22 protein-coding genes and 1 pseudogene are annotated in these 22,384 nt (G+C 77.3%); 12 read left to right on the top strand and 11 right to left on the bottom strand.

The window, feature by feature from the left end; all coding sequences use genetic code 11:
• Positions 1-102: 102 nt before the first annotated feature.
• Genes ACQPX6_RS29045 through ACQPX6_RS29035 form a run of 3 tightly spaced genes read left to right on the top strand, consistent with a single transcriptional unit; the run spans position 103 to position 5,008 of the window.
• The gene (locus tag ACQPX6_RS29045; protein ID WP_433784254.1) at positions 103-2,940 is read left to right on the top strand and encodes a BTAD domain-containing putative transcriptional regulator; all 2,838 of its coding nucleotides are present in this window, start codon (positions 103-105) and stop codon (positions 2,938-2,940) included.
• Positions 2,941-2,996: 56 nt separating this feature from the next.
• The gene (locus ACQPX6_RS29040; protein WP_433784253.1) at positions 2,997-3,791 is read left to right on the top strand and encodes a PIG-L deacetylase family protein; all 795 of its coding nucleotides are present in this window, start codon (positions 2,997-2,999) and stop codon (positions 3,789-3,791) included.
• A 5-nt stretch (positions 3,792-3,796) separates the two neighbouring features.
• On the top strand, positions 3,797-5,008 hold the full coding sequence (locus tag ACQPX6_RS29035) for an MFS transporter (RefSeq protein ID WP_433784252.1): 1,212 nt from the start codon (positions 3,797-3,799) through the stop codon (positions 5,006-5,008).
• On the opposite strand, the gene ACQPX6_RS29030 is transcribed toward ACQPX6_RS29035, so the two are convergent.
• Both ACQPX6_RS29030 and ACQPX6_RS29025 read right to left on the bottom strand, forming a co-directional pair.
• Positions 4,945-5,592 (bottom strand): methyltransferase domain-containing protein, encoded by a 648-nt coding sequence (locus ACQPX6_RS29030; protein WP_433784251.1) that lies wholly within the window; start codon positions 5,590-5,592, stop codon positions 4,945-4,947. The two genes, ACQPX6_RS29035 and ACQPX6_RS29030, sit on opposite strands and share 64 nt — an antisense overlap.
• A gap of 84 nt (positions 5,593-5,676) precedes the next feature.
• Positions 5,677-6,729 carry an alpha/beta fold hydrolase gene (locus ACQPX6_RS29025; RefSeq protein ID WP_433784250.1) on the bottom strand — a complete coding sequence of 351 codons (1,053 nt, stop codon included), beginning with the start codon at positions 6,727-6,729 and terminating at the stop codon, positions 5,677-5,679.
• A 78-nt stretch (positions 6,730-6,807) separates the two neighbouring features.
• On the opposite strand from ACQPX6_RS29025, the gene ACQPX6_RS29020 reads away from it, so the two are divergent.
• A complete protein-coding gene (locus ACQPX6_RS29020) occupies positions 6,808-7,899 on the top strand; it encodes a class I SAM-dependent methyltransferase (RefSeq protein WP_433784249.1) in 1,092 nt (363 codons plus the stop codon).
• Here ACQPX6_RS29020 and ACQPX6_RS29015 read toward each other — a convergent pair whose 3' ends face one another.
• The 5 genes and pseudogenes from ACQPX6_RS29015 to ACQPX6_RS28995 all read right to left on the bottom strand — a co-directional run bounded on the left by ACQPX6_RS29015 (position 7,900) and on the right by ACQPX6_RS28995 (position 12,943).
• The gene (locus tag ACQPX6_RS29015; RefSeq protein ID WP_433788394.1) at positions 7,900-8,115 is read right to left on the bottom strand and encodes a PEP-utilizing enzyme; all 216 of its coding nucleotides are present in this window, start codon (positions 8,113-8,115) and stop codon (positions 7,900-7,902) included. It lies immediately after the preceding gene.
• Positions 8,116-9,649: 1,534 nt separating this feature from the next.
• Positions 9,650-10,480 (bottom strand): annotated as a pseudogene (locus ACQPX6_RS29010) (PEP/pyruvate-binding domain-containing protein); the annotation flags it as partial.
• The gene (locus tag ACQPX6_RS29005; RefSeq protein ID WP_433784248.1) at positions 10,477-10,932 is read right to left on the bottom strand and encodes a MarR family winged helix-turn-helix transcriptional regulator; all 456 of its coding nucleotides are present in this window, start codon (positions 10,930-10,932) and stop codon (positions 10,477-10,479) included. The pseudogene ACQPX6_RS29010 and the gene ACQPX6_RS29005, both read right to left, overlap by 4 nt.
• Positions 10,933-11,002: 70 nt before the next feature.
• Complete coding sequence (locus tag ACQPX6_RS29000; protein WP_433784247.1) at positions 11,003-11,230, bottom strand: hypothetical protein; 228 nt, start codon at positions 11,228-11,230, stop codon at positions 11,003-11,005.
• A 45-nt stretch (positions 11,231-11,275) separates the two neighbouring features.
• Positions 11,276-12,943 carry an ABC-F family ATP-binding cassette domain-containing protein gene (locus ACQPX6_RS28995; RefSeq protein WP_433784246.1) on the bottom strand — a complete coding sequence of 556 codons (1,668 nt, stop codon included), beginning with the start codon at positions 12,941-12,943 and terminating at the stop codon, positions 11,276-11,278.
• A 140-nt stretch (positions 12,944-13,083) separates the two neighbouring features.
• Here ACQPX6_RS28995 and ACQPX6_RS28990 point away from each other — a divergent pair, with 140 nt between their 5' ends.
• The 4 genes from ACQPX6_RS28990 to ACQPX6_RS28975 are packed head-to-tail and all read left to right on the top strand — an operon-like array spanning position 13,084 to position 16,719.
• Positions 13,084-13,899, top strand: coding sequence for a hypothetical protein (locus ACQPX6_RS28990; RefSeq protein WP_433784245.1), 816 nt, complete (start codon positions 13,084-13,086; stop codon positions 13,897-13,899).
• On the top strand, positions 13,896-15,470 hold the full coding sequence (locus tag ACQPX6_RS28985) for an SDR family NAD(P)-dependent oxidoreductase (protein ID WP_433784244.1): 1,575 nt from the start codon (positions 13,896-13,898) through the stop codon (positions 15,468-15,470). The genes ACQPX6_RS28990 and ACQPX6_RS28985 overlap by 4 nt, the downstream gene beginning before the upstream one ends.
• Positions 15,467-16,027 (top strand): orotate phosphoribosyltransferase, encoded by a 561-nt coding sequence (pyrE, locus tag ACQPX6_RS28980; protein WP_433784243.1) that lies wholly within the window; start codon positions 15,467-15,469, stop codon positions 16,025-16,027. The genes ACQPX6_RS28985 and pyrE overlap by 4 nt, the downstream gene beginning before the upstream one ends.
• On the top strand, positions 16,024-16,719 hold the full coding sequence (locus ACQPX6_RS28975) for a TrmH family RNA methyltransferase (protein ID WP_433784242.1): 696 nt from the start codon (positions 16,024-16,026) through the stop codon (positions 16,717-16,719). The genes pyrE and ACQPX6_RS28975 overlap by 4 nt, the downstream gene beginning before the upstream one ends.
• A gap of 1 nt (position 16,720) precedes the next feature.
• Here the strand turns inward: ACQPX6_RS28975 and ACQPX6_RS28970 are convergent, their stop codons facing one another.
• From ACQPX6_RS28970 to ACQPX6_RS28960, 3 genes are all read right to left on the bottom strand, one after another.
• Positions 16,721-17,461, bottom strand: a complete 741-nt coding sequence (locus tag ACQPX6_RS28970; RefSeq protein ID WP_433784241.1) for a DedA family protein — start codon at positions 17,459-17,461, stop codon at positions 16,721-16,723.
• 63 nt (positions 17,462-17,524) lie between these two features.
• Positions 17,525-18,133, bottom strand: a complete 609-nt coding sequence (locus ACQPX6_RS28965) for a hypothetical protein (protein ID WP_433784240.1) — start codon at positions 18,131-18,133, stop codon at positions 17,525-17,527.
• Positions 18,134-18,188: 55 nt separating this feature from the next.
• On the bottom strand, positions 18,189-18,851 hold the full coding sequence (locus ACQPX6_RS28960; RefSeq protein WP_433784239.1) for a SigE family RNA polymerase sigma factor: 663 nt from the start codon (positions 18,849-18,851) through the stop codon (positions 18,189-18,191).
• 224 nt (positions 18,852-19,075) lie between these two features.
• On the opposite strand from ACQPX6_RS28960, the gene fbaA reads away from it, so the two are divergent.
• The 3 genes from fbaA to ACQPX6_RS28945 are packed head-to-tail and all read left to right on the top strand — an operon-like array spanning position 19,076 to position 21,713.
• Positions 19,076-20,110 carry a class II fructose-bisphosphate aldolase gene (gene fbaA / locus ACQPX6_RS28955; protein WP_433784238.1) on the top strand — a complete coding sequence of 345 codons (1,035 nt, stop codon included), beginning with the start codon at positions 19,076-19,078 and terminating at the stop codon, positions 20,108-20,110.
• A 31-nt stretch (positions 20,111-20,141) separates the two neighbouring features.
• Positions 20,142-20,582, top strand: coding sequence for a DUF3151 domain-containing protein (locus ACQPX6_RS28950; RefSeq protein ID WP_433784237.1), 441 nt, complete (start codon positions 20,142-20,144; stop codon positions 20,580-20,582).
• A 42-nt stretch (positions 20,583-20,624) separates the two neighbouring features.
• Positions 20,625-21,713 carry an FUSC family protein gene (locus ACQPX6_RS28945; RefSeq protein ID WP_433784236.1) on the top strand — a complete coding sequence of 363 codons (1,089 nt, stop codon included), beginning with the start codon at positions 20,625-20,627 and terminating at the stop codon, positions 21,711-21,713.
• Here the strand turns inward: ACQPX6_RS28945 and ACQPX6_RS28940 are convergent.
• Complete coding sequence (locus ACQPX6_RS28940; RefSeq protein WP_433784235.1) at positions 21,710-21,937, bottom strand: hypothetical protein; 228 nt, start codon at positions 21,935-21,937, stop codon at positions 21,710-21,712. The genes ACQPX6_RS28945 and ACQPX6_RS28940 overlap by 4 nt on opposite strands.
• A gap of 192 nt (positions 21,938-22,129) precedes the next feature.
• Between ACQPX6_RS28940 and ACQPX6_RS28935 the strand changes: the two genes are divergently transcribed.
• Positions 22,130-22,384 carry a hypothetical protein gene (locus ACQPX6_RS28935; RefSeq protein ID WP_433784234.1) on the top strand — a complete coding sequence of 85 codons (255 nt, stop codon included), beginning with the start codon at positions 22,130-22,132 and terminating at the stop codon, positions 22,382-22,384.

Genomic DNA, 22,384 nt, shown 5'->3' with positions numbered 1-22,384 from the left:
CCCGATGCGGTGCGTGTCGAGCACCGACGAGGTTCGGCCGGACGGCTGACAGGCCCCTTGCACGCCGCTGTCAGCACGGCATGCTCGCCACGGGGAGTGGTGATGGGTGTGGGTGAGGCCGTCCGGGTCGACGTGCTCGGGCCGCTGCGGCTGAGCGTCGACGGCGGGCCGGTCGACGTGCGCGGCCCCAAGCGCCGCGCGGTGCTCGCCCTGCTGGCGCTGGCGCAGGGGCGCACGGTGACCGTGGAGCAGGTGGTCGACGCGCTGTGGCCGGACGACCCGCCGGGGTCCGCGCGGGCGACGGTGCACAGCCACGTGTCGCGGCTGCGCGCCGACCTGGGCGCCGCGGCACCCCGCCTGACCACCGACGAGGGCGGCTACCGGCTGCGCCTCGACGACGACGGGCTCGACCTGCGCCGGGTGCGGACCCTGCGTGACCGGGCCCGCGACCTCGCCCCGGCCGATCCCGCCGCGGCGGCGGCGCTGCTGCGCGAGGCGCGGGCCGCCTGGCGCGGACCGGCCCTCGCCGACCTCGTCGAGGTGCCCCCGCTGCGGGCGGCCGCGGACGCCGCCGCCGAGCTGTGGCGCGACGTCACCGACGGGCTGGCCGGCGCGCTGCTCGCGGCGGGCGCCGCCGGGGAGGCGCTGGGCCCGGCGACGGAGGCGGTCGAGGACGACCCGCTGCGCGAACCTGCGGTCCTGCTGCTGGTGCGCGCGCTGGCCGCCACCGGCCAGGCGCCGCGGGCCCTGCGCACCGCGCGGGAGTTCCGGGCGCGGCTGGCCGAGGAGACCGGCCTCGACCCGTCGCCGGCGCTGGCCGCCCTCGAGAGCGACGTGGCGGGCGGCGCGGCCGGGCCGGTTCCCGCGCCGGCGTCCACCGCGCCCGTGCACGCGGTGCCCGCGACGTCCTCGGACCTGCACGGACGGGACCGCGAGCTCGCCGCGACGGACCGGTTGCTCGCCACCGAACGGCTGGTCAGCGTGGTCGGGACGGGCGGGGTCGGCAAGACGCGCCTCGCCCGCGAGCTCGCCCGCCGCCGCCCCGACGCGGCGACCCTGATGCTCGCGGCGGTCGGCGACGGGGCGGGGATCCCGGACGCGCTGGCCGCGGCCCTGCGCCTCGGGTCCGTCACCGGCGACGTCCTCACCGCCTGCCTCGACGTCCTGGATGCGTCGCCGCGGCTGCTGGTGCTCGACAACTGCGAGCACCTGCTCGACGCCGTCCGCGACCTCGTCGCCGGGATCCTCGAACGCTGCCCGGGGGTCACGCTGCTGACCACGAGCCGCGAGCCGCTGGGGCTCGCCGAGGAGGCCGTCGTGCGCCTCGCCCCGCTGCCCGACGCCGCCGCGGTTGCCGTGTTCCTCGACCGCGCCCGCCGCGTGCGCCCCGACCTCGCGTTCTCCCCCGACGAGCTCCGCGAGGTCGCCGAGATCGTGCGCCGGCTGGAGGGCCTCCCGCTGGCCGTCGAGCTGGCCGCCGGGCGGCTGTCGACCTTCGCCCCGGCGGCGCTCGCCCTGCGTCTGGACCGGGCGCTGGACCTGCTGGGCAGCCGCGCCCTGCACGCCCGGCACCGGACGCTGCGGGCCACCGTCGCCTGGTCCTACGACCTGCTCGGCGACGAGGAGCAGCGCCTGTTCCGGCACCTCTCGGCGTTCGCCGACGGTGTCGACCTCGTCGCGGTGGAGGGGGTCGCCACCGCGCTCGGGCTCGCCGGCGATGCGGGGGACCTGCTGGCACGGCTCGTCGACGCCTCGATGGTGGAGGTGGCGTCCGACCCGTCGGGGCGCCCGCGGTACCGGTTGCTCGAGACCCTGCGCGCCTTCGGCCGCGACCGGCTGGTCGCCGCGGGGGAGGACGACGCCGCCGACCGGCACGTGGTCCGCTGGGCCGTGGAGCTCGCGGCGTGGGCGGAGCGGACCGCGCTGACCGCCCGGGAGGCCGTCGTCGGGCCGGTGCTGCGCCGCGAGCTCGGCAACCTGCGGGCCGCGTGGCGCCTCGCGCGGACACGCGGCGACCTGGACGCGGCGACGGCGATGGCGATCTCGCTCGCCGAGATCGCCTACTGGCAGGACCTGCGCGAGGTGAGTGCCCTCTCCACCGAGCTCGTCGACGACCCGGCCCTGGCCGGGCACCCCCGCGAGGCCCGCGTGTGGGGCGCCGCTTCCCACGACGCCTACCTGCGCGGGGACGCCCTCGGCGCCGACCGTCTCGCCCGGCGCGGGCTCGCGTGCGCCCGCGCCGGGGACGGCGAGGGACGGCGCGCCTGCCTGTCGGCCCTCGCCGACGCGAGCCTGAGCCGCGGCGCGTGGGCCGACGCGGTCACCCACGACGTCGCGGCGCTGGGCCTGGTCGATCGCCCCGTGCCGGAGCCGGGCGTCGGCGCGCTGGCCGCGCTCTACGGCGGCGACCCCGGCCGGGCCCGGGAGCTCATCGCGCTCCTGCCCGCGGGCGACGTCCCGTCGCTGCTCGGGCTCGCCGCCTACGTGACCGCCGAGATCGACAGCGTCGAGGGCCGCACCGACGCCGCGGAGGAGGGCTACCTCGTCGGGATGGACCGTGCCCGAAGCGTGGGGTCGACCTTCCTCGAGGCGATCGCCGCGGTGGGGCTGGCGTCGTTGCGCTCGCGGTCCGGGCGCATCGGGGCCGCGCTCGTCGGGTACCGCGAGGTGATCGACCACTGGGCCGCCGGCGGCAACTGGAGCCACCAGTGGGTCACCCTGCGCAACCTCGCCGACCTGCTGCGCACGCTCGACGACACCGCGACGGCGGACCTGCTCGACGCCGCCGCCGACCGTGCCCCGGACGCCCACGACGACCCGCGCGGGCGGGGTCGTGTCCCGCCGGAGCGGGCGCCCGACCGCGAGCAGGCCCTCGTGCTGGCCCGCACGGCGATCGCGCGCCACCTGGCCGGGCGTGACAGCGCTGTGCACGCCGGCTGACAGCGCCCGGCCCGAGTCTCGACGGCGTCCCACCCCGTCGTCGACCGGAGACCGCCGTGAGCGCCCCGACCACCACCCGTCCCGTCCGCACCACTGTCCGCACCCCCGGCGACGTCGCCGCCCTCGGCAGGGTCCTCGGGGTCTGGGCCCACCCCGACGACGAGCTCTACCTCTCCGGCGGCGTCCTGGCCGCGGCGGTCGCCGCCGGTCGGCGGGTCGTCGTCGTGACCGCCACCCGCGGCGAGCACGGCACCGACGACCCGGCGCGCTGGCCGCCGGCCCGCCTCGTCGCCGAGCGGTCACGGGAGATCAGGGCGAGCCTCGCCGCGCTCGACCCGGCACGGCGCCGCATCGAGCACCGCTTCCTCGGTGACGCGAGCGGGCGCTGCCACCTCGACGGCGCGCTCGTCGCCGACCCCGGCGCGGAGGCCGTCGACGAGCTCGCCGCGATCGTCGCCGAGGTCGCGCCCGACACCGTCCTGACCTTCGGGCCCGACGGGATCACCGGGCACCGCGACCACCGCGCGGTCTCGGCGTGGACCGACCGTGCGCTGCGACGCGTGCCGGCGACGCCCCGGGTGCTGCACGCGGCCGTGACCGAGGCCTGGGTGCGGAGGTTCGGCGAGTTCGTCGAGCCGATGGACGACGCCGACGACGCCTTCGCGCCCTGCCCGGACGCCGAGCTCGCCGTCGACCTCGAGTTCGACGGGGAGCTCCTCGACCGCAAGGTCGCCGCCCTGCGCGCCCCGGCCACCCAGACCGCCGGGCTCGAGGCCGTGGTGGGCGCGGACCTCTACCGGGCCTCGATCGCCGGCGAGTACTTCCGGCCCGCGCCGGGGCGATCGTGGTGACGCCGGTGTCCCCCGGCCCGCTGCTGGCGGCGACGGTGGCCGCCACCGCGGTGGCCCTCGGGCTCGCCACGGGCACCGGTCCGCTCGTCGGGCCCGTCGCCGCCACGTTCGGGGTCGGCGCGGGGACGGCGTCGGTGATGCTCGCGGCGACGCTCGCCACCATGCTCGCCCCGGGGGTGGTCACCGGGTCCCTCGCCGAGCGGCACGGCGCCCGCCCGCTGGTCGCGCTCGCCGCGCTCCTCGTGCCCGGCGGCCTGCTCGTCCTCGCCGCGTCGCCCGGATTCGCGGTGGCGGCCGCCGGCTTCGCCCTCGGCGTCGGCGGGGGCGCGGGCTGCCTGTTCGTCCCGTTGCAGGCGGCCGTCGGGGCCGCGTTCGAGCGCCGGCGGGGCCCCGCGCTGGTGGTGGCGACGGCCGGTGCGGGGCTGGCGACGGCGATCACTCCGCCGGCGATCGTGGCCCTGGTCGCGCCGCTCGGGCTCCGGGGCGCCGCCGTCGTGCTCGCCGTGGTGGCCGCCGTCGTGCTCGGGGCGTGCGTCCCCGCGGCGCCCGCCGTCGGGTCGCGAGACGGCGCGGCGCCCGCCCCGCCGGAGCCGGGTCTGCGGGCCGTCCTCGTCGACCGCGGATTCCGGCGACTCGGTCTGGGCGCCGTCGGGCTCTCCGCCGCGATGTTCGTGCCGTTCGTGCACCTCGCGCCGTTCGCCGCCCTGCGGGGGATCGACCTCGCCACCGGCGCCGCCCTGGTCGCGGCCGCGGGCGCGGCGAGCCTGGTCGCCCGGCTGGCCGTCGTGCCGGCCGTCGCCCGCCGGGGTGCCTTCGCCGTGTTCCGGGCCGGGGCCCTGGTGATGACCCTGAGCCTCGGCCTGTGGGCCCCGGCGCACGGCGTCGCGGCCCTCGCCGGCTTCGCGCTGGTGTTCGGCGCGGCGCACGGGACCTTCGTCGGGCTCACCGGGGCGGCCACGGCCGAGCTGTTCGGGGTGGTCGGCTTCGGTCGCCGTCTCGGCGTGCTGCACCTCGCCGCCGCCGTCGGCGGGCTGGTGGGCCCGGGGACGGCCGGCCTGGTGGCGGAGGCGGCGGCGAGCCCGGCCGCCGGCGTCGCGGTGGCCGCGGTGTCCGGCGTCGGCGGGTCCGCGGCGCTGTGGGGGTGCCGGACGACTCAGCGGCGCAGCGTCCCGGCCACCTGCTCGTCTACGGGCAGGAACACCCAGCCGGCGCGGTAACGCTCCAGGGCCACGTCGGCGAAGCCCGCCCTGGCCAGCAGGTCACCGGTGTGCCGCCGCAGGTCGCAGCCCTCGAACGCCCACCGCCAGCAGGTCCACAGCAGGCGCTGCAGCCGGGCGAGCGGGCCGTCCGGGGCCGCGACGTGCTCGAGCACGAGGAACCGGCCGCCGGGGCGCAGGATCCGGCGCACCTCGGCGACGACCGCGGCGGGATCGTCCACGGTGCAGAGCACCAGCGTGCTCACCACCGCGTCGACACTCCCGTCCGCCAGGCCCGTGTCCTCGGCTCCCACCGCGCGGATCTCGAGGTCGAGGCCGTGGCGGGCGGCGGCCTCCCGCAGGGGACGGTGCATCGGCGGGTTGGGCTCGACGGCGATCAGGTGCGTCCCCGCCGGGTAGTAGCGCGTGTTCGCCCCCGTGCCGGCGCCCAGCTCCACCACCGTGCCCGGCAGGTCGGCGAACAGGGCGGCCTTGCGGTCGCCGAGGTGGCGGTGGACGTAGCGGTCCATGACCCGGAAGAACGCGGCGTTGAGCCGGCCCCGGACGGGGTTCGCGGACGGGGTGGGGATCGTGGTCGTGGTCATGGGAGCAGCACACTCCGCCGCGGCGGGCGGCCGCGTCGCCCCTTCCGGCCATCCGCGGGGGTGGCCGGGACGGGCCAGGCGGGGCTACGGCTCGAGCAGGTGGTGGCGCTCCGCGTAGGCCGCGGCGGCCGCGCGGGAGGGCAGGTCGAGCTTGCTGCGCACGTTCGCGAGGTGCCGGTGCACGGTGTGCGGGCTCAGGGACAGGCGGCGGGCGATCTCCCGGTCGGCGAGGCCCTCGGCCACCAGCCGCAGGACGTCGAGCTCGCGCGGGGAGAGCACGCTCGTCGGCGGGGTGACCTCGCGCCGGGGCGCCGGCGAGGAGCCCGGGAGGAACGCCAGCACGGCCCGGCGCACCGCGTCCGCGTCCCCGCGCCACGGGAAGTGCTCGTCGCCCTCGAGCGCGACGAAGGAGGCGTCCGGGACGGTGGCGGCGACGTCCCGGCCGAGCGCGACGGGGACGGCGCGGTCGTCGCGCCGGTGCAGCACGAGGGTCGGCGCCGCCACCCGGTCGAGCTCCGCCCGGACGTCGAACGCGTACGCGGCGGCGAGCGCGGCGGACGCGGTGGCGGCGGTGGCCGAGGCCCGCTGGAAGCGCGCGAACCCGTCGCGCTCGGCCGGGGTCGCGCCGGGCAGGAACAGGTCGGCCAGCACCCGGGAGCCCAGCCCCCAGTGGGTGCCGACGAGGGCGACGAGCTGGTCCCGGACCGCCGGCGAGGCGAGCCGGGACCCGTCGGCGAAGGTGCCGTAGAGCACGAGACGCTCGACGAGGTCCGGGCGCCGGGCGGCCAGCGCTGCGGCGACCGGGCCGCCGGACGAGGCCCCCAGAAGTGTCACCGGCGCCTCGCCGAGCGCGGCGACGACGTCGGCCAGGGCCGCCACCTCGCCGTCGAGGGAGTGGTCGGGCGCGCCCGGCGAGAGCCCCGAGCCGGGCCGGTCATAGCGCACCACGGTGTGCCCGGCGGCCAGCCTCCCGAAGAAGGCGCGGAAGGCGGGGTCGGCCCAGTTCAGCTCGAGGTGGCCCATCCACCAGCCGCCGACCACCAGGGGCGGGCCCGTGCCGACGGCCGCCCAGGCCACCGTGCGCTCGTCGGACCGCGCGAACCGGAGGGTCTGCCCCGGCTCGTCCCGCACTCCCACCGAACGAGGATAGGGGCCCGGAGCGCGCCGACAGCGCGGAGACAGCGCCGTGCCAGCCGCTGGTGCGAGCCTCGGCGCATGACGACGACCGACGACACCCCCACCCACACCACCGACGCCTGCGCCGAGACGGTGTTCGGCTGGATCCTCGGCATGGAGCAGACGACCGCGCTCTACCTCGGCGACCGTCTCGGCTGGTACCGCTCGCTCGCGCAGGACGGGCCCGCGACGGCGGGCGAGCTCGCCGCGCGCACCGGCACCGCCGCCCGCTATGCCCGCGAGTGGCTCGAGTACCAGGCCGTCAGCGGGATGCTCACCGTCGACGACCCGGCCGCCGACCCCGACGGGCGTCGCTTCGCGATGCCGGCGGCGCACGTCCCGGTGCTCGCCGACCTCGACAGCGAGGCCGTGCTGACCCCGTTCGCCCGCATCCTCGTCGCGTCCCTGCGCCGGGTCGACGACCTGCTCGAGGCGTTCCGCACCGGTGGCGGCGTGAGCTGGGAGGCGCTGGGTGACGACGCCCGCGAGGGCCAGGCGGCCCAGAACCGCCCGCTGCTGCGCGACGCCCTGAGCCGCGACCACCTGCCGCTGCTCGGCGAGGTCGACGCCGCCCTGCGCGCCGGCGGCCGCGTGGCCGACGTCGGGTGCGGCGAGGGCTGGTCGGCGATCGGCATCGCGCGCGGTTACCCGGCGACGTCGGTGGACGGCTTCGACGTCGACGCCGCGTCCGTCGCGGCCGCGCGCCGGCACGCCGAGGCCGAGGGCGTCGCCGACCGGGTCCGCGTGCACCACGCGGACGTGGCGACGGCGGAGCCCGGCGCCTACGACCTCGTGTGCGCCTTCGAGTGCGTCCACGACATGCCCGACCCCGTCTCGGTGCTCGCCGCCATGCGCCGCGCTGTCACCGCCGACGGCACCGTGCTGATCATGGACGAGAAGGTGGCCGACGCGTTCGCGCCCGACGGCGACGAGGTCGAGCGGCTGTTCTACGGCTTCTCGCTGATGTGCTGCCTGCCCGACGGCCTGTCGACGTCCGGCTCGGTGGGCACCGGCACGGTGATGCGCCGCTCGACGCTCGAGGAGTACGCCAGGGCCGCGGGGTTCACCGCGGTCGAGGTGCTCGACGAGCTGGAGCACGACATCTTCCGGTTCTACCGGCTGGTCCCGTAGCTACCCGACCGGTTCGACCCGCCCGCTCGTCCCGTCCACGCGCACGGTGGTGACGTCGGCCAGCCGGGCCACGGCGTCGCGCACGCCCACCACCGCGGGCAGGCCGTACTCCCGGGCGACGACCGCGCCGTGGGAGTTCGACCCGCCCATCTCCATCACCAGGCCGCCGGCGGTGAGGAACAGCGGCGTCCACCCGGGGTCGGTCGACGGGCACACCAGCACGTCGCCGGGGTCCAGGTGGGCGCCCTGCGGGTCGGTGATCACCCGCACCGGGCCGGTCACCGTGCCCGCCGAGGCCGGGACCCCGGTGAGGTCGCCGTCGGCCGGAGCGGTCTCCGCGAGCGCTTCGGGCTCGGTGCCGTCGGAGTACACGAGCCGCGGCACGTGCCGGCGCCGCAGCTCGCGGTCGTAGGTGGCGGCGGGCACGGACCAGGTCGCGGCGGTCGAGGTCCTCACGGGCCTCGGTGAGGGTCAGGAAGAAGACGTCGTCGGGGTGCTCCAGGCGGCCCCGGTCGGCGAGGTCCGCCCCGACCGCCGCCAGCTCCGCGCGGGCGGCCGCCAGCACCGTGACCAGCCAGTACTTCGGCAGCTCGCGCAGGCCGACGAGGTCCCGCGCGCGGCGCAGCGCGGCGGCGGCGACCCGGCCCCGCAGCCCGCCGACCCGGCCGGCGAGCCGCTCGATCACCGCGTCCGCCTCCGCCGCGCTGCGGGCGAAGACGGTGTCCGGCGCGCGGTCCGCGTCGGTGAGGCGCACGTAGTTGGCCAGGACGCCGAGCAGGTGGGTGGGGTCGTCGGACCAGCGCGGCAGGCCGAGGTCGATCTCGGCGACGGCGCGGCGGCCGTGGACGGCGAGGAAGTCGGCCATCCCGGCCGCGAGGGCGGGCGGCCAGGTGTCGCGGCGCCTGGCGAGCTCCACGGGCCCGGTACCGGTGAGGGCGGCGGCGGTGTCCGCGTCGTCGCGCAGGCGGACGGCGAGGTCCCAGAGGGCGAGGTCCATCTCCGTGGTGACGTTGTGCGGGACGCCCCGCAGGACGGTGCCCAGCTCGCCGGGACGGGCGTGGCCCCGGAGCAGGCGGGCGGCCAGGCCGAGGGCGAGGAAGCCGGCCACCGGGGCCGCGGCGGTGCGCGGGGGCACCTGGACGAAGCGGTCGGCGAGCATCCAGCGCGCCCGCTCGATGCGCTCCACCCGGCCCGCCCCCGGCCGCGCGGGCAGGGCCTCGCCGGCCGTGCGGACCAGGTCGAAGGCCCGTTCCCGGGCCCGCCCGGGTCGCAGCCAGGACCCCAGGATCGCGGGCGGGATGCGGTAGCGCGCCGCGATGCGTCCGACCCGCCGCAGCGTCGGCAGCGGCGAGCGCCGCGTCACCGACAGCTCCGGGCGGTCGAGCTGGGTGGCGATGACCGCGGCCGACCGGGCCTCCATGACCCCGAGGACACCCCGCGCCCCGAGTCGCCCGATCCGGCTGCGCAGCACGTCGGTGAGGTCGACGAACAGCCGCTCGCCGGCCTGCGAGAGCATCGGCGGGCCCTGCTCGGGGTCGTCGATCGGCACACCGAGCAACCGGGCGAGGCCGGTGCCGGCGTGCCGGGCGGCGGAGAGCCCGGCGGGGGTGAGCGGCCGGAACACGCCCTGCGCGACGTTCGCCGACAGGAACAGGCGCAGGCCCGGGCGTCCCTGAACGAGCGGGTAGAGGGTGGTGATCGGGCGCGACTGGGTCAGCCACGGCGTCCCGTCGGCGTCCAGGGCCCACTCGATGTCCTGGGGCGCGCCGAACAGGGCCTCCACCCGGCGGCCGAGCCCGGCCAGCGCGCGCACCGCGTCCTCGGGCAGGGACGCCCCGGCGCCCCCGCCCGCCACGGTCTCGGTGCCGCCGCCGGCGCGGGGGAGCACCAGCGTCCCGCCGGCTCCCGCGCGTCGCGTGACCGTCCCGTCGGGGTCGACGACGAGGTGCTCGGGGTCGACGGACCCGGACACCACCGACTCGCCGAGCCCCGGCGCGGCGTCGACGACGGCCTCGCCGCGGCGGCCGGTCACGGGGTTCGCCGTGAACAGCACGCCCGCCCAGCGCGCGTCGACCATCCGCTGGATCACCACGGCCAGCGCGACGCCCGCGTGGTCGATGCCGTGGGCGTCGCGGTAGGCGACGGCGCGTTCGGTCCACAGCGACGCCCAGCAGCGGCGGACCGCGTCCAGCACGGCGTCGGGGCCGACGACGTTGAGGAAGGTGTCCTGCTGGCCCGCGAAGCTGGCGTCGGGCAGGTCCTCGGCGGTGGCCGACGACCGCACCGCGACCGGACCGTCGGGGCAGGCCGCGCAGACGGCCTCGGCGACCTCGGCGGGCACCGGGGAGGCGAGGACGGCGGCGCGGGCCTCCGCCGCATCGAGCCGCGGCGTGTCGAACAGGGGACCGAGCGCCACGGCGCGCAGGTAGGCGGCCGTGGTCAGGCAGACGCCGTCCGGGACGGCGAGGCCGCCGCGGACGAGGGCTCCCAGGTTGGACGCCTTGCCCCCGACCCGGCCGAGCGTGGCGGGGTCGGCCGGGTCGATCGCGTCGAGGGGCAGGACGAGCGTCTCGTCGGTCACGGGGCATTTCTCCTCGCCTGCCGGGCGGCGTCGCCGAGCAGGGTCATCGCGCGGGCCACCAGGGCCCGGTCCGCGGGGTCGAGGCGGTCGGTGACCTCGAGCTGGGCGTCGGCCCGGGTGCGCTCGAGGCGGCGGAGCAGGGCCTCGCCGGCCTTCCCGATCGCCACCCGACGGACCCGGCGATCGGTGGGGTGCTCCTGGCGTTCGGCGAGCTCGCGGCGCACGAGGGCGTCGACGAGCCGGCTGGTGGCCGACACCGACCGCCCGATCCGCTCCGCGAGCGCTCCGAGGGGCACCGGCTCGCCGGTGTCGAGGACGTAGAGGGTCGCGAGCTGGGTGAGCGAGAGCTCGTCTCCGCCGTCGACCGACCCGAGCAGGTCGAGCAGGAACGCGGGGATCATCGCGCGCCGCATGTCCCCGAAGCTCGCCGCGAGCCGGTCCCGCTCGTCCATGGCTGATCCTTGCACTCATGCAATGAGTGCAAGGATGCAAGCACCGCCGCGGTCCGGCGTCAAGGGCGCGTCAGCGGTCGTCGCCCTGGTCGTCGTCCTGCCCGTCCTGGCCCCCGTCCTGGCCCTCCTCCCCGTTCTGCTGGCCGTCGTCCCCGTCGTCGTCCTGGCCCGCGGGCGCGCCCGGCACCGGCGGCACCGAGACCGGCGCCGGCGAGGCGGGAGCCGCGGTGTCGCACGCGGTGGCGCCCAGGGCGAGGCCGGCGATCAGCAGGGCGGCGGCGAGCGTCGATCGGGACATACGGGACACCCTGCCCGGCGGGCGGTGAACCGTGGGTGACGGGGCTCAGCCGTGCCGCGCGGGCGCGTCCACCTCGGCCACGCGGCCCGCGTCGACGTGCCAGTGCCGCGTGGTGGCCACGCCCGCGAGCAGGCGGCGGTCGTGTGACACCAGCAGCAGCGTCCCCTCGAAGGCCGCCAGCGCCGACTCCAGCTGCTCGATGGCGGCGAGGTCGAGGTGGTTGGTCGGCTCGTCGAGCACGAGCAGGTTGACCCCGCGGGCCTGCAGCAGCGCCAGCGCGGCGCGGGTGCGCTCGCCGGGCGAGAGGGTGTCCGCGCCGCGGTGGACGTGCTCGGAGCCGAGCCCGAACTTCGCGAGCAACGTCCGCACCTCGGCGGTGGGCCAGCGGTCGAGCTCGGGCTCGCGGGAGAGCACGTCGAGCAGGGCCGCGCTGCTGCCGAGCAGACTCCGCGCCTGGTCGACCTCGCCGACGACGACGCCCGAGCCCAGCGCCGCCCGCCCCTCGTCGGGCGCGAGGCGGCCGAGCAGCAGCGCGAGCAGCGTCGTCTTGCCCGCGCCGTTGGCGCCGGTGATCGCGACGCGGTCGGCGTAGTCGAGCTGGAGGCTCACGGGGCCGAGGGTGAAGTCGCCGCGGCGGACGACGGCGCCGTCCAGGGTGGCGACGACCGTCCCCGAGCGGGGCGCGGCGGCGATCGACATCCGCAGCTCCCACTCCTTGCGGGGCTCCTCGACGACCTCCATGCGCTCGATCCGGCGCTCGGTCTGCGCGATCTTCGACGCCTGCTTCTCCGAGGTCTGGCCCCGGTGGTGCTTGACGTGCTTGTCGCCGTCGGTGGCCTTCTTGCGGGCGTTGCGCACGCCCTTGTCCACCCACTGCTTCTGGGTCTGCATCCGGCTCGTCAGCTCGCCGCGCTTGTCGGCGTACTCCTCGTAGGCCTCGCGGGCGTGCCGGCGGGCGGTCTCGCGCTCGGCGAGGTAGCTGTCGTAGCCGCCGCCGTAGTGCGTGATCTGCTGCTGGGCGAGGTCGAGCTCGAGCACCGAGGTCACCGTGCGCGCGAGGAACTCGCGGTCGTGGCTGATCACGACGGTGCCGGCGCGCAGGTCGTGGACCCAGCGCTCGAGGCGTTCGAGTCCGGCGAGGTCGAGGTCGTTGGTGGGCTCGTCGAGCAGGAAGACGTCGAAGCGCGCGAGCAGCAGCGAGGCGAGGTTGGCGCGGGCGGCCTGGCCCCCGGACAGGGCGGTCATCGGGGCGTCGAGCAAGTCGACCGACAGGCCGAGGTCGGCGGCGACCTCCTCGGTGCGCTCCTCGAGGTCCGCGCCCCCGAGGTCCAGCCAGCGCTCCAGGGCGGCGGCGTAGGCGTCGTCGGCACCCGGCGCGCCCTCGGCCAGCGCCGTCGTCGCGGACTCCAGCATGGCGGCCGCGGCGGTCACCCCGGTGCGCCGGCCGAGGAAGCCGCGCACGGTCTCGCCCGGCACCCGGGCGGTCTCCTGGGGCAGGTGCCCGACGGTGGCGGTGGCCGGGGCCAGGGCGATCGAGCCGGCATCCGGCGCGGCCAGCCCGGCGAGCAGGCGCAGCAGCGTCGACTTGCCCGCGCCGTTGACCCCGACGAGCCCGATGACGTCCCCGGGCGCGACGACGAGGTCGAGTCCGGAGAACAGCACCCGGGCGCCGTGCGCGGCGGCGAGGTCCCGCGCGACCAGCGTGGCGCTCACGATCACCGAGCCTAACCGCGCCCCGCCACCCCCTTCGTGAGTGGTTTTCCCGGGTATGACCGCGAATTCCGCTCACATGGGTCCGGCACGCCGTGACGTGCTGCACGATGGGGGGACACCGGCGTCGTACGCTGCGGGTCGTGCCTGCCTGGGTCTGGTTCGTCATCGCGGTGCTCGCCGCGGGCGGCGGGGCGCTGCTCCTGTTCTCCGACCGTGCCCGCTCCGGCGGCCACCGCCGCGATCGCCGCCGCTGGGCCGAGCAGAAGAGCTGGGAGTTCGTCGACACCGACCCGGTGCTGCCGAGCCGCTGGCGCTACGGCGCGGTCCACCAGGGCGGCCCCGGCCGCGCCCTCGACCTCGCCACCGGCGCCGTGCCCGGTCCCGGCGGCCGGCGCCTCGCCCACGTCTTCGACCACGAGCAGGCCGGCCAGATCACCGGCATCGTGGCGGCCGTGCGCGGGGTGGCGACGCTGCCGGTCGCCCTCGAGCTGCGGCTGCCCTCGGCGCCGCTGCCCGACGACGCCGGGCTCGACTCGCTGGGCCAGGTCGGCGAGCGCTACGCGTTCGTCACCTCGGTGGCCCGGGCGCGCGCGCTCCTGACGCCCGACCTCGCCCGCGCGGCCGACCTCGTCGGCAACGACGTCCCGCTGGTGTGGGCCGAGGACACGTGGGTGCTCGCCAGCATCGACCCCGGCGCCGACCCCGAGCGCGTGCAGACGCTGCTGCAGACGCTGGTCGAGGTGTCGGTCGCCCTCGAGGACGCCGCCGGCGGCGCCGACGAGGACGGGCCGGCCGCCGACGCCGGGCTCCCCCCGGAGCCCGCCGCCGAGCCCGAGCCCGAGCCCGAGCCCGCACCGCGCCCGACCCACCGCGACCGCCCCGCCGACATCCCCTACGACATCGAGGACGACGAGTTCGGGCCCGGCGCCCGCAGCAGCTCGTCCTCGGGGCGGTGAGCGCCCCGACACCGCGCCGGGTCCTCGTCACGGGCGCGGACACCGACCTCGGCCGGGCCTTCGCCCACCGCCTGCACGCCGCCGGCGACGCGCTGGTCCTCGCCGGCGGGCCGCGCGACGCCCTCGAGGCGCTCGCCGGCGAGCTCGGCGGCGCCGCCGCGGACACGCGCCCCGAGGTGCTGCCCGGTGACCTCGCCGACCCGGACGACCTCGACCTCGTCGTCCGCCGCCTGCAGGCCGACACCCGCCCGGTCGACCTGCTCGTGGTCGGCCCGCCGCCCCCGCACACCGAGGGCCTGCCCGGCGCCGACCCCGCCGACCTGCGCGCGGCGCTCGACCGCGGCGCGGGCGCGGTGCTGGCGCTCACCCGGGCCGCGCTGCCGGGGATGATCGCGCGCGCCCACCCGGGCCCGACCGGCGTGATCACCGTGGCCGGGGTCGCCGGGTTCCTGCCCGCCACCGGGGCGGCCGGGCTCGACGGCGCCGTCCAGGCCTACGTCGTGACCCTCACCGAGTCGCTGGCCCAGGCGCTGGCGCGCGACGGCCTCGCGATCACCGTCGTCTGCCCGCCGCCGCCGGGCACCCCGGGCGGGTCGGCGGCGGTGCCGCTGCGCCTCGCCCCGCCGACGCCGGACGCCGTGGCGGCCGCGGCGCTCGCCGACCACGCCGCGGGCCGGGCGATGTCCGTGCCGGGCGTCCCCACGCGCGCGCTGGTCGGTGCGTCGCGGCTCGTGCCCTACCCCGCCGCCCGGCTCGCCGCCGGGCCCGGGGCCCCGCGTGGGCGGCGCGGCCCGCGCGGTCCGCGGCCGGGCACGGCCCTGGTCACCGGCGCCAGCTCCGGGATCGGCGCCGCCTTCGCCGAGCACCTCGCCGCCCTCGGCCACGACCTGGTGCTCGTCGCCCGCGACGTCGACCGGCTCGAGGCGACGGCCGAGCGCCTGCGCGGCCAGGGCATCGAGGTCGAGGTGCTCGTCGCCGACCTCGCCGACGCCGCGGGCCGCCGACGGGTGGCGGAACGCCTGACCGGCGGCGCGCCGGTGTCCCTGCTGGTCAACAACGCGGGGTACGCGACCGCGGGCGAGTTCGTCGACACCGACGCCGCCGACCTGCGCGCCAACTACGAGGTCAACATGGCCGCCGTGCTCGAGCTGACCGCCGCGGCCCTGCCCGGCATGGTCGCGCGCGGCGAGGGCGACGTCGTCAACGTCTCCAGCGTCGCCGGGTTCCTGCCCGGCCGTGGCTCGGTCTACGGCGCCGGCAAGGCCTACGTCACGGCGCTGTCGCGCAACCTCGCGCTGACCGTGGCGGGCACCGGCGTGCGCGTCATGGCGCTGTGCCCGGGCTTCACCCGCACCGAGTTCCACCAGCGCCTCGGCACGGGCCGCTCCGGCCCGGCGTGGGCGTGGCTGGACGCCGACCGGGTGGTCACCGAGGGGATGGAGGACCTCGAGGCCGGGAAGTCGGTGTCGGTGCCGGGCGCGGTGTACAAGACGATCGTCGGCGTCACCCGCCTCGTGCCCCGCGCGCTGCTGCGCGCGATCGCGGCCCGCTCGGCCTCGGGGCGCGGATGACCGCGCCCGCCGGCCCCGCGGTCGACCCGGACGCCCGCGCCCGCCTCGCCGCCCTCGTCGCCGAGCTCTCCGTCGTGCACGGGCGCGTGACGCTGTCCTCGGGCCGCGAGGCCGACCACTACGTCGACCTGCGCCGGGCGACCCTGCACCACGAGGCCGGGCCCCTCATCGGGCGGCTGGTGCGCGAGCTGACCGCCGACTGGACCTACGACGCCGCCGGCGGCCTGACCCTCGGCGCCGACCCGGTGGCGCTGGCCGTCATGCACGCCCCGGGCGCGCCCGTCGACGCCTGCGTGGTGCGCTCGGCGGCCAAGACCCACGGCATGCAGCGGCGCATCGAGGGCCCCGACGTCACCGGGCGCCGGGTGCTCGCCGTCGAGGACACCTCGACCACGGGCGGCAGCGTGCTCACCGCCGTCGATGCTCTGGTCGAGGCGGGCGCCGAGGTCGTCGGCGTCGTCACCGTCGTCGACCGGGGCACGGGGGCGACCGAGGCCGTCGAGGCCCGCGGCCTGGCGTGCCGCTCGCTGCTCGGGCTGGCCGACCTGGGGCTGTGACCGGCCCCGACAGCCCCGACGGTCCCGACGGCCCCGACGACGACGCACCGGGCCCCACCGAGTGGCGCACCGGTCCGGAGGCCGTCGGCGTCGGGCCGTGGCCAGGAGGGCCCGGCGCGTGGCCCGACGATCCCCGCTACGACCCGGAGCTGCTCGCCGGCGGCGACCGGCGCAACGTCGTCGACCGCTACCGGTACTGGCGGCGCGAGGCCGTGGTCGCCGACCTGGACACGCGGCGCCACCCGTTCCACGTCGCGATCGAGAACCTGCACCACGACGCCAACATCGGCACGATCGTGCGCACCGCCAACGCGTTCGCGGCCGCCGCGGTGCACGTCGTGGGGCGGCGCCGCTGGAACCGGCGCGGGGCGATGGTCACCGACCGCTACCAGCACGTGCACCACCACCCCGACGTCGCCACGCTGCTGGCCTGGGCGCGCGGCGAGGACCTCGCGGTGGTCGCCGTCGACAACGGGCCCGGCGCGCGGTCGCTGGAGACCGCGGCGCTGCCGCGGCGGTGCGTGCTGCTGTTCGGCCAGGAGGGCGTCGGGCTGACGCCGGAGGCCGTCGCCGGCGCCGACGTGGTGCTCTCGATCGCCCAGTTCGGCTCGACGCGCTCGATCAACGCCGGCGTCGCGGCCGGGATCGCCATGCACGCGTGGGTCCGCGAGCACGCGGCCCCCGGCGGTTAGCTCAGGTCTGGCGCGGGAGCCGGCGGGTGGGCTCGTCGTCGGTGGCGCCGTCGAGGACGTCCTCCGCGAGGCCCTGCGCACCGAGCTTCTTCTCGCGCCGCGCCTTGATGACCTCGATGATGATCGGGATCAGCGAGAGCGCCACGACCAGGATGAGCATCGCCTCGATGTTGTTCTTGACGATGTCGAAGCGGCCGAGCCAGGCGCCCAGCAGCGTCACGCCGGCGGCCCACAGCACGCCGCCGATCGCCGAGAAGGTGAAGAAGCGCTTGGCGTCCATGCGCCCGACGCCGGCCATGACCGTGATGAACGTGCGCACGATCGGCACGAAGCGGCCCAGCACGATCGCGCGGTTGCCGTACTTGTCGAAGAAGGCCTGCGTCCGGTCGACGTTCTCCTTCTTGAAAAGCTTGGAGTCCGGCTTGTCGAAGATCGCCGGCCCGGCCTTGCGCCCGATGTAGTAGCCGACGACGTTGCCCAGGAACGCGGAGACCACCAGCAGCAGGCACACCAGCCACAGCGGCGCGTCGATGAGGTCCGTGACCACGGCGAGGCCGGTGATGAACAGCAGCGAGTCGCCGGGGAGGAAGAAGCCGATCAGCAGCCCGCACTCCGCGAAGATGATCAGGCAGACGCCCGCGAGGGCCCACGGGCCCAGCGCCTGGATGATGTACTGCGGGTCCAGCCACTCCGGGCCGAGGGCCTGCACGGAGGTCGAGGCGGCGGCGAGCGTGGGCGACACGCCTCCGAACCGTACGCGGCAGCCCGCCGTGGGGACCCCGGGGTGCCTCCCGGATCGTCCGGATCAGCCCGGTAGGGCCAGCGTCCCGACGGCCGCGAGGGCCCCGGCGACGGCCCCGGCGAGCAGCGCGACGCCCGACCACCAGGCGATGCGCGCGGGCGTCCACGCGGTCGGGTCGGCCGGCGCGGGCGCGGCCGGGGTCGCGCCGGTCGGGTGCTGCCGCGGGTGGGGAACCCCGGCCGCGCCCGGGTGGGCGACCGGCCCCGTGGGCAGCGGGCGGCCGGGCACCGGACGGACCGGTGGACGGGGACCCGCCTGCGGCCAGGGCCGCTCGGGCGTCCCGGGCGCGGGGCGCGGGACCGGCGGGGCGCCCACGGAGGGCGCGCCGCGGCCCGTGCTGGTGGGTGCCGTCGGCGGGGCGGGCGTGCGACGGGTGGCCGGCTCGGCAGGGATCGCGGGACCTCCGGGGAGGGGGGTGTCGCCGTCGCCCTGGCGGCGGGACCGGGCGAGCGGGCGGAAACGGTCACGGAGCCGGGAGGGGCCGGCCGCCTCGGGGGCGGCGCCGGTCGTGGGCCCGGCGGGACGAGCGGTGTCCGACGGGACGCCGGGGGTGGAGACCCCGCCCGCAGCCTGGGCGCGCAGGGCCTCGGCCAGCAGTCGCTCGTCGTCCATCCCGGGGGATGCTAGCGGCGCCGCCCGCCGCGCCCCAGGGGCCGTCCGTGCGGTGTCAGACCCCGCCGACGAGCTTGCCGATGGCCTCGAGACCCCGGCTGGCGGTGGACTTGACCGTGCCCTTGCTGATGCCCGTCGCCTCCGCGATCTCGGCCTCGGACAGGCCGCCGTAGTAGCGCAGCACCAGCACCTCACGCTGGCGCCGCGGGAGTTTGCCCAACGCGGAGACCACCGCCTGGTGCTCGGCGGAGAGCATCGCCAGCGACTCGGCCGACCGGGCGTCCGCGGTGTGCGGCGGGGTGTACTCGCGGGCCGTGCGCCGGCGGCGCAGCACCGAGCGCGACCCGTTGACCACGGCCGTGCGCAGGTAGCCCAGCGCCGCGTGCTCGTCGCGCAGCCGGCTCCAGTGCCGGTGCAGCCCCGTGAACGCCTCCTGGACCACGTCCTCGGCGGTCGCCGGGTCGTCGACGAGCAGGACGGCGAGCCGGACGAAGCGCATCCGGTGCTCGCGGTAGAGGTCCTCGAGGGTGCGGGGCGCCTCGTCGGGCCCCGGCTGGGTGGCCACCGGCGCGGGGACCTGCGGCCCGAAGAGCCCGGGCGGCGGGCCGACCGGCGGGGCCGAGGGGTGGGGCACCGAGGCGTCGGACGGGGCGACCGCGTCGATGGCCCTCAGGCTGCCCAGCGTGCGCTCGACGGCACTCTCCCCGGCATGGCCCACGTCACCGACGATAGCCCTTCACCACCCGTGGTCCCGGTGGGGACGAGGGCCCGGCCGGTCGTCACCCGCGCGGCCCAGGCACCGCGCCCGGGTGCACCACGGCGACCGGGTCACACCTCCGCGACGCAGCGCCGGGCGGGGGCGCTGCGTCATACTGCGCCGCAGCCCGCCGCCCGCACCCCGCGGTGACCGGCCGTGTCGACACGCTCCTGGGAGGCACGACGATGCCCATCGCGACCCCCGAGGTCTACAACGAGATGCTGGACCGGGCGAAGGAGAACCGCTTCGCCTTCCCGGCCATCAACTGCACGTCCTCCGAGACCATCAACGCCGCGCTGCGCGGCTTCGCCGAGGCCGAGAGCGACGGGATCATCCAGTTCTCCACCGGCGGCGCGGAGTTCGGCTCCGGCCAGTCGGTGAAGGACATGGTCACCGGCGCGAGCGCGCTGGCCGAGTTCGCCCACGTCGTGGCCGAGAAGTACTCGATCAACGTCGCGCTGCACACCGACCACTGCCCGAAGGACAAGCTCGACGCCTTCGTCCGCCCGCTGATCGCGATCAGTCAGGACCGCGTGAACGCCGGGCAGAATCCGCTGTTCCAGTCCCACATGTGGGATGGCTCGGCGGTGGAGCTGCACGAGAACCTCGAGATCGCCCAGGAGCTGCTGGCCGAGGCCTCGAAGGCGAAGATCATCCTCGAGGTGGAGATCGGCGTCGTCGGCGGCGAGGAGGACGGCGTCGCCAACGACATCAACGACAAGCTCTACACCGCCGCGGGCGACTACGAGCACACCGTCGACGCCCTCGGCGGCGGCGAGAAGGGCCGCTACCTGCTGGCGGCCACCTTCGGCAACGTGCACGGCGTCTACAAGCCGGGCAACGTCAAGCTCAAGCCCTCGGTGCTCAAGGAGGGCCAGGAGGTCGCGGCCCGCAAGCTCGGCCTTCCCGACGGCTCGAAGCCCTTCGACCTGGTGTTCCACGGCGGGTCGGGCTCGCTGCTCGAGGAGATCCACGAGGCCCTCGACTACGGCGTCATCAAGATGAACGTCGACACCGACGCCCAGTACGCGTTCACCCGGCCCATCGCCGGCCACATGTTCGCGAACTACGACGGTGTGCTGAAGGTGGACGGCGAGGTCGGCAACAAGAAGGTCTACGACCCGCGCAGCTACCTCAAGGAGGCCGAGAAGGGCATGGGCGCCCGCGTCGTCACGGCCTGCGAGGACCTCCGCTCGACCGGGCAGACCCTGGGCCGCTGAGCGCGGGGGGCCCGGCGGGACAATGGTCGACATGACCATCCCGACCGGGCCCGGTGCGGGCCACGGGCACAACCTGCTCGGACCCCAGCCCACGTACCTGCCGGAGTCCCCGGAGCCGGCGTCGCGCCTCGCGGCCGGGGAGGACCCGGCCGCCGTCGTCGCCGACCACCCGACCTACAGCGCGGGCTGGGCGGCGCTCGCCGAGCGTGCCGGCGCGGCGGGCGAGCACGTCACGTCCTACGCGTTCGCGCGCACCGGCTACCACCGCGGGCTCGACCAGCTGAGGCGCAACGGCTGGAAGGGCTTCGGCCCCGTGCCGTGGGACCACGAGCCCAACCAGGGCTTCCTGCGCGCGGTGGCCGCGCTGGCCAAAGCCGCGCAGGCCATCGGCGAGACCGACGAGGTCGAGCGCTGCACCGCGCTGGTGGCCGACTGCGACCCGCAGGCCCTCGGGGCCCTGGGCCTGGCCTGACCCGCTGCTCATCCCACCGCTGACCCCACCGCCGACCCGCCCGTGACCGCCGCCGAGGGCCTGCGCCGGATCGCCCGCAGCCGCACCCGGCGTCTGCGCGACTCGGGGCTGCCGATCCTGCAGTGCGCGCTGGCGGCGGGCCTCGCGTTCCTCGTGGCCCGCAACGTCGTCGGGCACGCCCTGCCGTTCTTCGCGCCCATCGCGTGCGTGCTCGTGCTGGGCGTGGGCGTGACCAACCGGCTGCGGCGCTCGGTGGAGCTGGCCGTCGGGGTCAGCGTCGGCGTCGCGGTCGGCGACCTCATCGTCGCCGCCATCGGGCCGGGCTGGTGGCAGATCAGCGTGGTCGTCGGCCTCGCGCTGCTCGCCGCGCTGCTGTTCGACGTCGGCGCCCTGCTGCTCAACCAGGCCGCCGTGTCCGCCGTCCTCATCGCGACCCTGCAGCCGCCGGGCACCACGGCCGCGTTCTCGCGCTGGATCGACACGCTGATCGGGGCGGCGATCGGGCTGCTCACCGCGGCGACGCTGCCCTCGCACCCGCTGACCCGGGCACGCCGTGGGCTCGCCGCGCTGCTCGACGAGCTCGAGGCCGTGCTCACCGGGATCGCCGACGCGTTCGAGGCGGGCGACGCCGAGGCCGCGACCGCGGTCCTCGAACGGGCGCGGGCGACGCAGGGGCGCGTCGACGCGCTGGCCGACGCGGTGGACGCCGGCTTCGAGATCACCACGATCGCCCCGCAGCGCCGGCGCCACCGCGGCGAGCTCGCCCGCCTCCGCGCGGCCGTGCGGCCCGTCGACCTGGCCCTGCGCAACGCCCGGGTGCTCGCGCGGCGCGGCTACGCGGCGCTGCGCGACGGCGAGCGTCCGGACGCCGACCTGGTGCCGGTGCTGCGCCGCTTCGCCGAGGCGGTGGGGGTGCTGCGCCGCGAGCTGACCACCGGCGAATCCACCGACGGGGCGCGCGTGGCGCTGCTCGACACGGCGGCGGAGGTGCCGGCGCGGGGCGGGGGCTACTCGGCCGAGGTGGTGCTCGCCCAGGTGCGATCGATGCTCGTGGACCTGCTCCGCGCCACCGGGATGGACCGCGACGAGGCGGTCAGGGCGGCGGACCGGTCACGGCCGGACGACGGTTAGGACGCGCGGCGGAGATCCTCGTCGGCGGGCGGCGCGACGACGTCGGCGGGGGTGCCGGCGCCCGGCACCAGGCGCAGGTGCGGAGTCGGGGCGGCCGGCGGGGCCGGCACTGCGCCGCGGGGGGCGCGCGGGGTGGGGACGCGCGTGGTGAGGGCCTCGAAGCGCTCCAGCGAGCACGCCAGGATCATCAGTGCGATCGGGACGAGGACCACCACGGCGAGCATGTTCCTGGCATACCCCGCCCCCGGCCGCCCATGCGTGATCCGCACGATGAGGCACGGACGGTGGCGCGGCGGTCGCCCTCCGGAGCCGCCCGGCCACCCGATCGGCCAGCTACCGGCCGGTCGTCGCGGTGGGGCGATCACCGGGCGCGTCGGGCTCCCCTCCCCGCACCGACCGCGGGGTACGTTCCGGCCGTGGTGGACGTGTCGGGGCCCGCCGCGGGCGGGGCGTACCCGGAGCCGGTCGGCGGCCCCGGGGTGGCCGGTGAGCGCGGCACCGCCTGGGTCGTCCTCGTCGCCGACCCGATCACCGGCGAGACCGACGCCTTCGGCCCCTTCGACCGCGAGGCCGCCCGCCTCGACGCCGAGCGCCGCCGCGCCGAGCACGCGTCCGAGGGGCTCCACGAGGTCCTGGTCGTCACCGTGCCGCTGACCCCGCCCGAGGACTGA

The organism is Actinomycetospora sp. CA-101289, assembly GCF_050955895.1.
GTDB lineage: Bacteria > Actinomycetota > Actinomycetes > Mycobacteriales > Pseudonocardiaceae > Actinomycetospora.
This window is presented reverse-complemented; position numbering and strand designations above follow the sequence as displayed.

Excerpts from the sequence above, each read along its gene's own strand:
- ACQPX6_RS29030 (WP_433784251.1), bottom strand. The coding sequence starts at position 5,592 with ATGACCACGACCACGATCCCCACCCCGTCCGCGAACCCCGTCCGGGGC.
- ACQPX6_RS29000 (WP_433784247.1), bottom strand. The coding sequence starts at position 11,230 with ATGTCCCGATCGACGCTCGCCGCCGCCCTGCTGATCGCCGGCCTCGCC.
- pyrE (WP_433784243.1), top strand. The coding sequence starts at position 15,467 with ATGACCGCGCCCGCCGGCCCCGCGGTCGACCCGGACGCCCGCGCCCGC.
- ACQPX6_RS29005 (WP_433784248.1), bottom strand. The coding sequence starts at position 10,932 with ATGGACGAGCGGGACCGGCTCGCGGCGAGCTTCGGGGACATGCGGCGC.
- ACQPX6_RS28940 (WP_433784235.1), bottom strand. The coding sequence starts at position 21,937 with ATGCTCGCCGTGGTGGTCCTCGTCCCGATCGCACTGATGATCCTGGCG.
- fbaA (WP_433784238.1), top strand. The coding sequence starts at position 19,076 with ATGCCCATCGCGACCCCCGAGGTCTACAACGAGATGCTGGACCGGGCG.
- ACQPX6_RS28965 (WP_433784240.1), bottom strand. The coding sequence starts at position 18,133 with ATGGACGACGAGCGACTGCTGGCCGAGGCCCTGCGCGCCCAGGCTGCG.
- ACQPX6_RS29020 (WP_433784249.1), top strand. The coding sequence starts at position 6,808 with ATGACGACGACCGACGACACCCCCACCCACACCACCGACGCCTGCGCC.
- ACQPX6_RS29045 (WP_433784254.1), top strand. The coding sequence starts at position 103 with ATGGGTGTGGGTGAGGCCGTCCGGGTCGACGTGCTCGGGCCGCTGCGG.
- ACQPX6_RS28950 (WP_433784237.1), top strand. The coding sequence starts at position 20,142 with ATGACCATCCCGACCGGGCCCGGTGCGGGCCACGGGCACAACCTGCTC.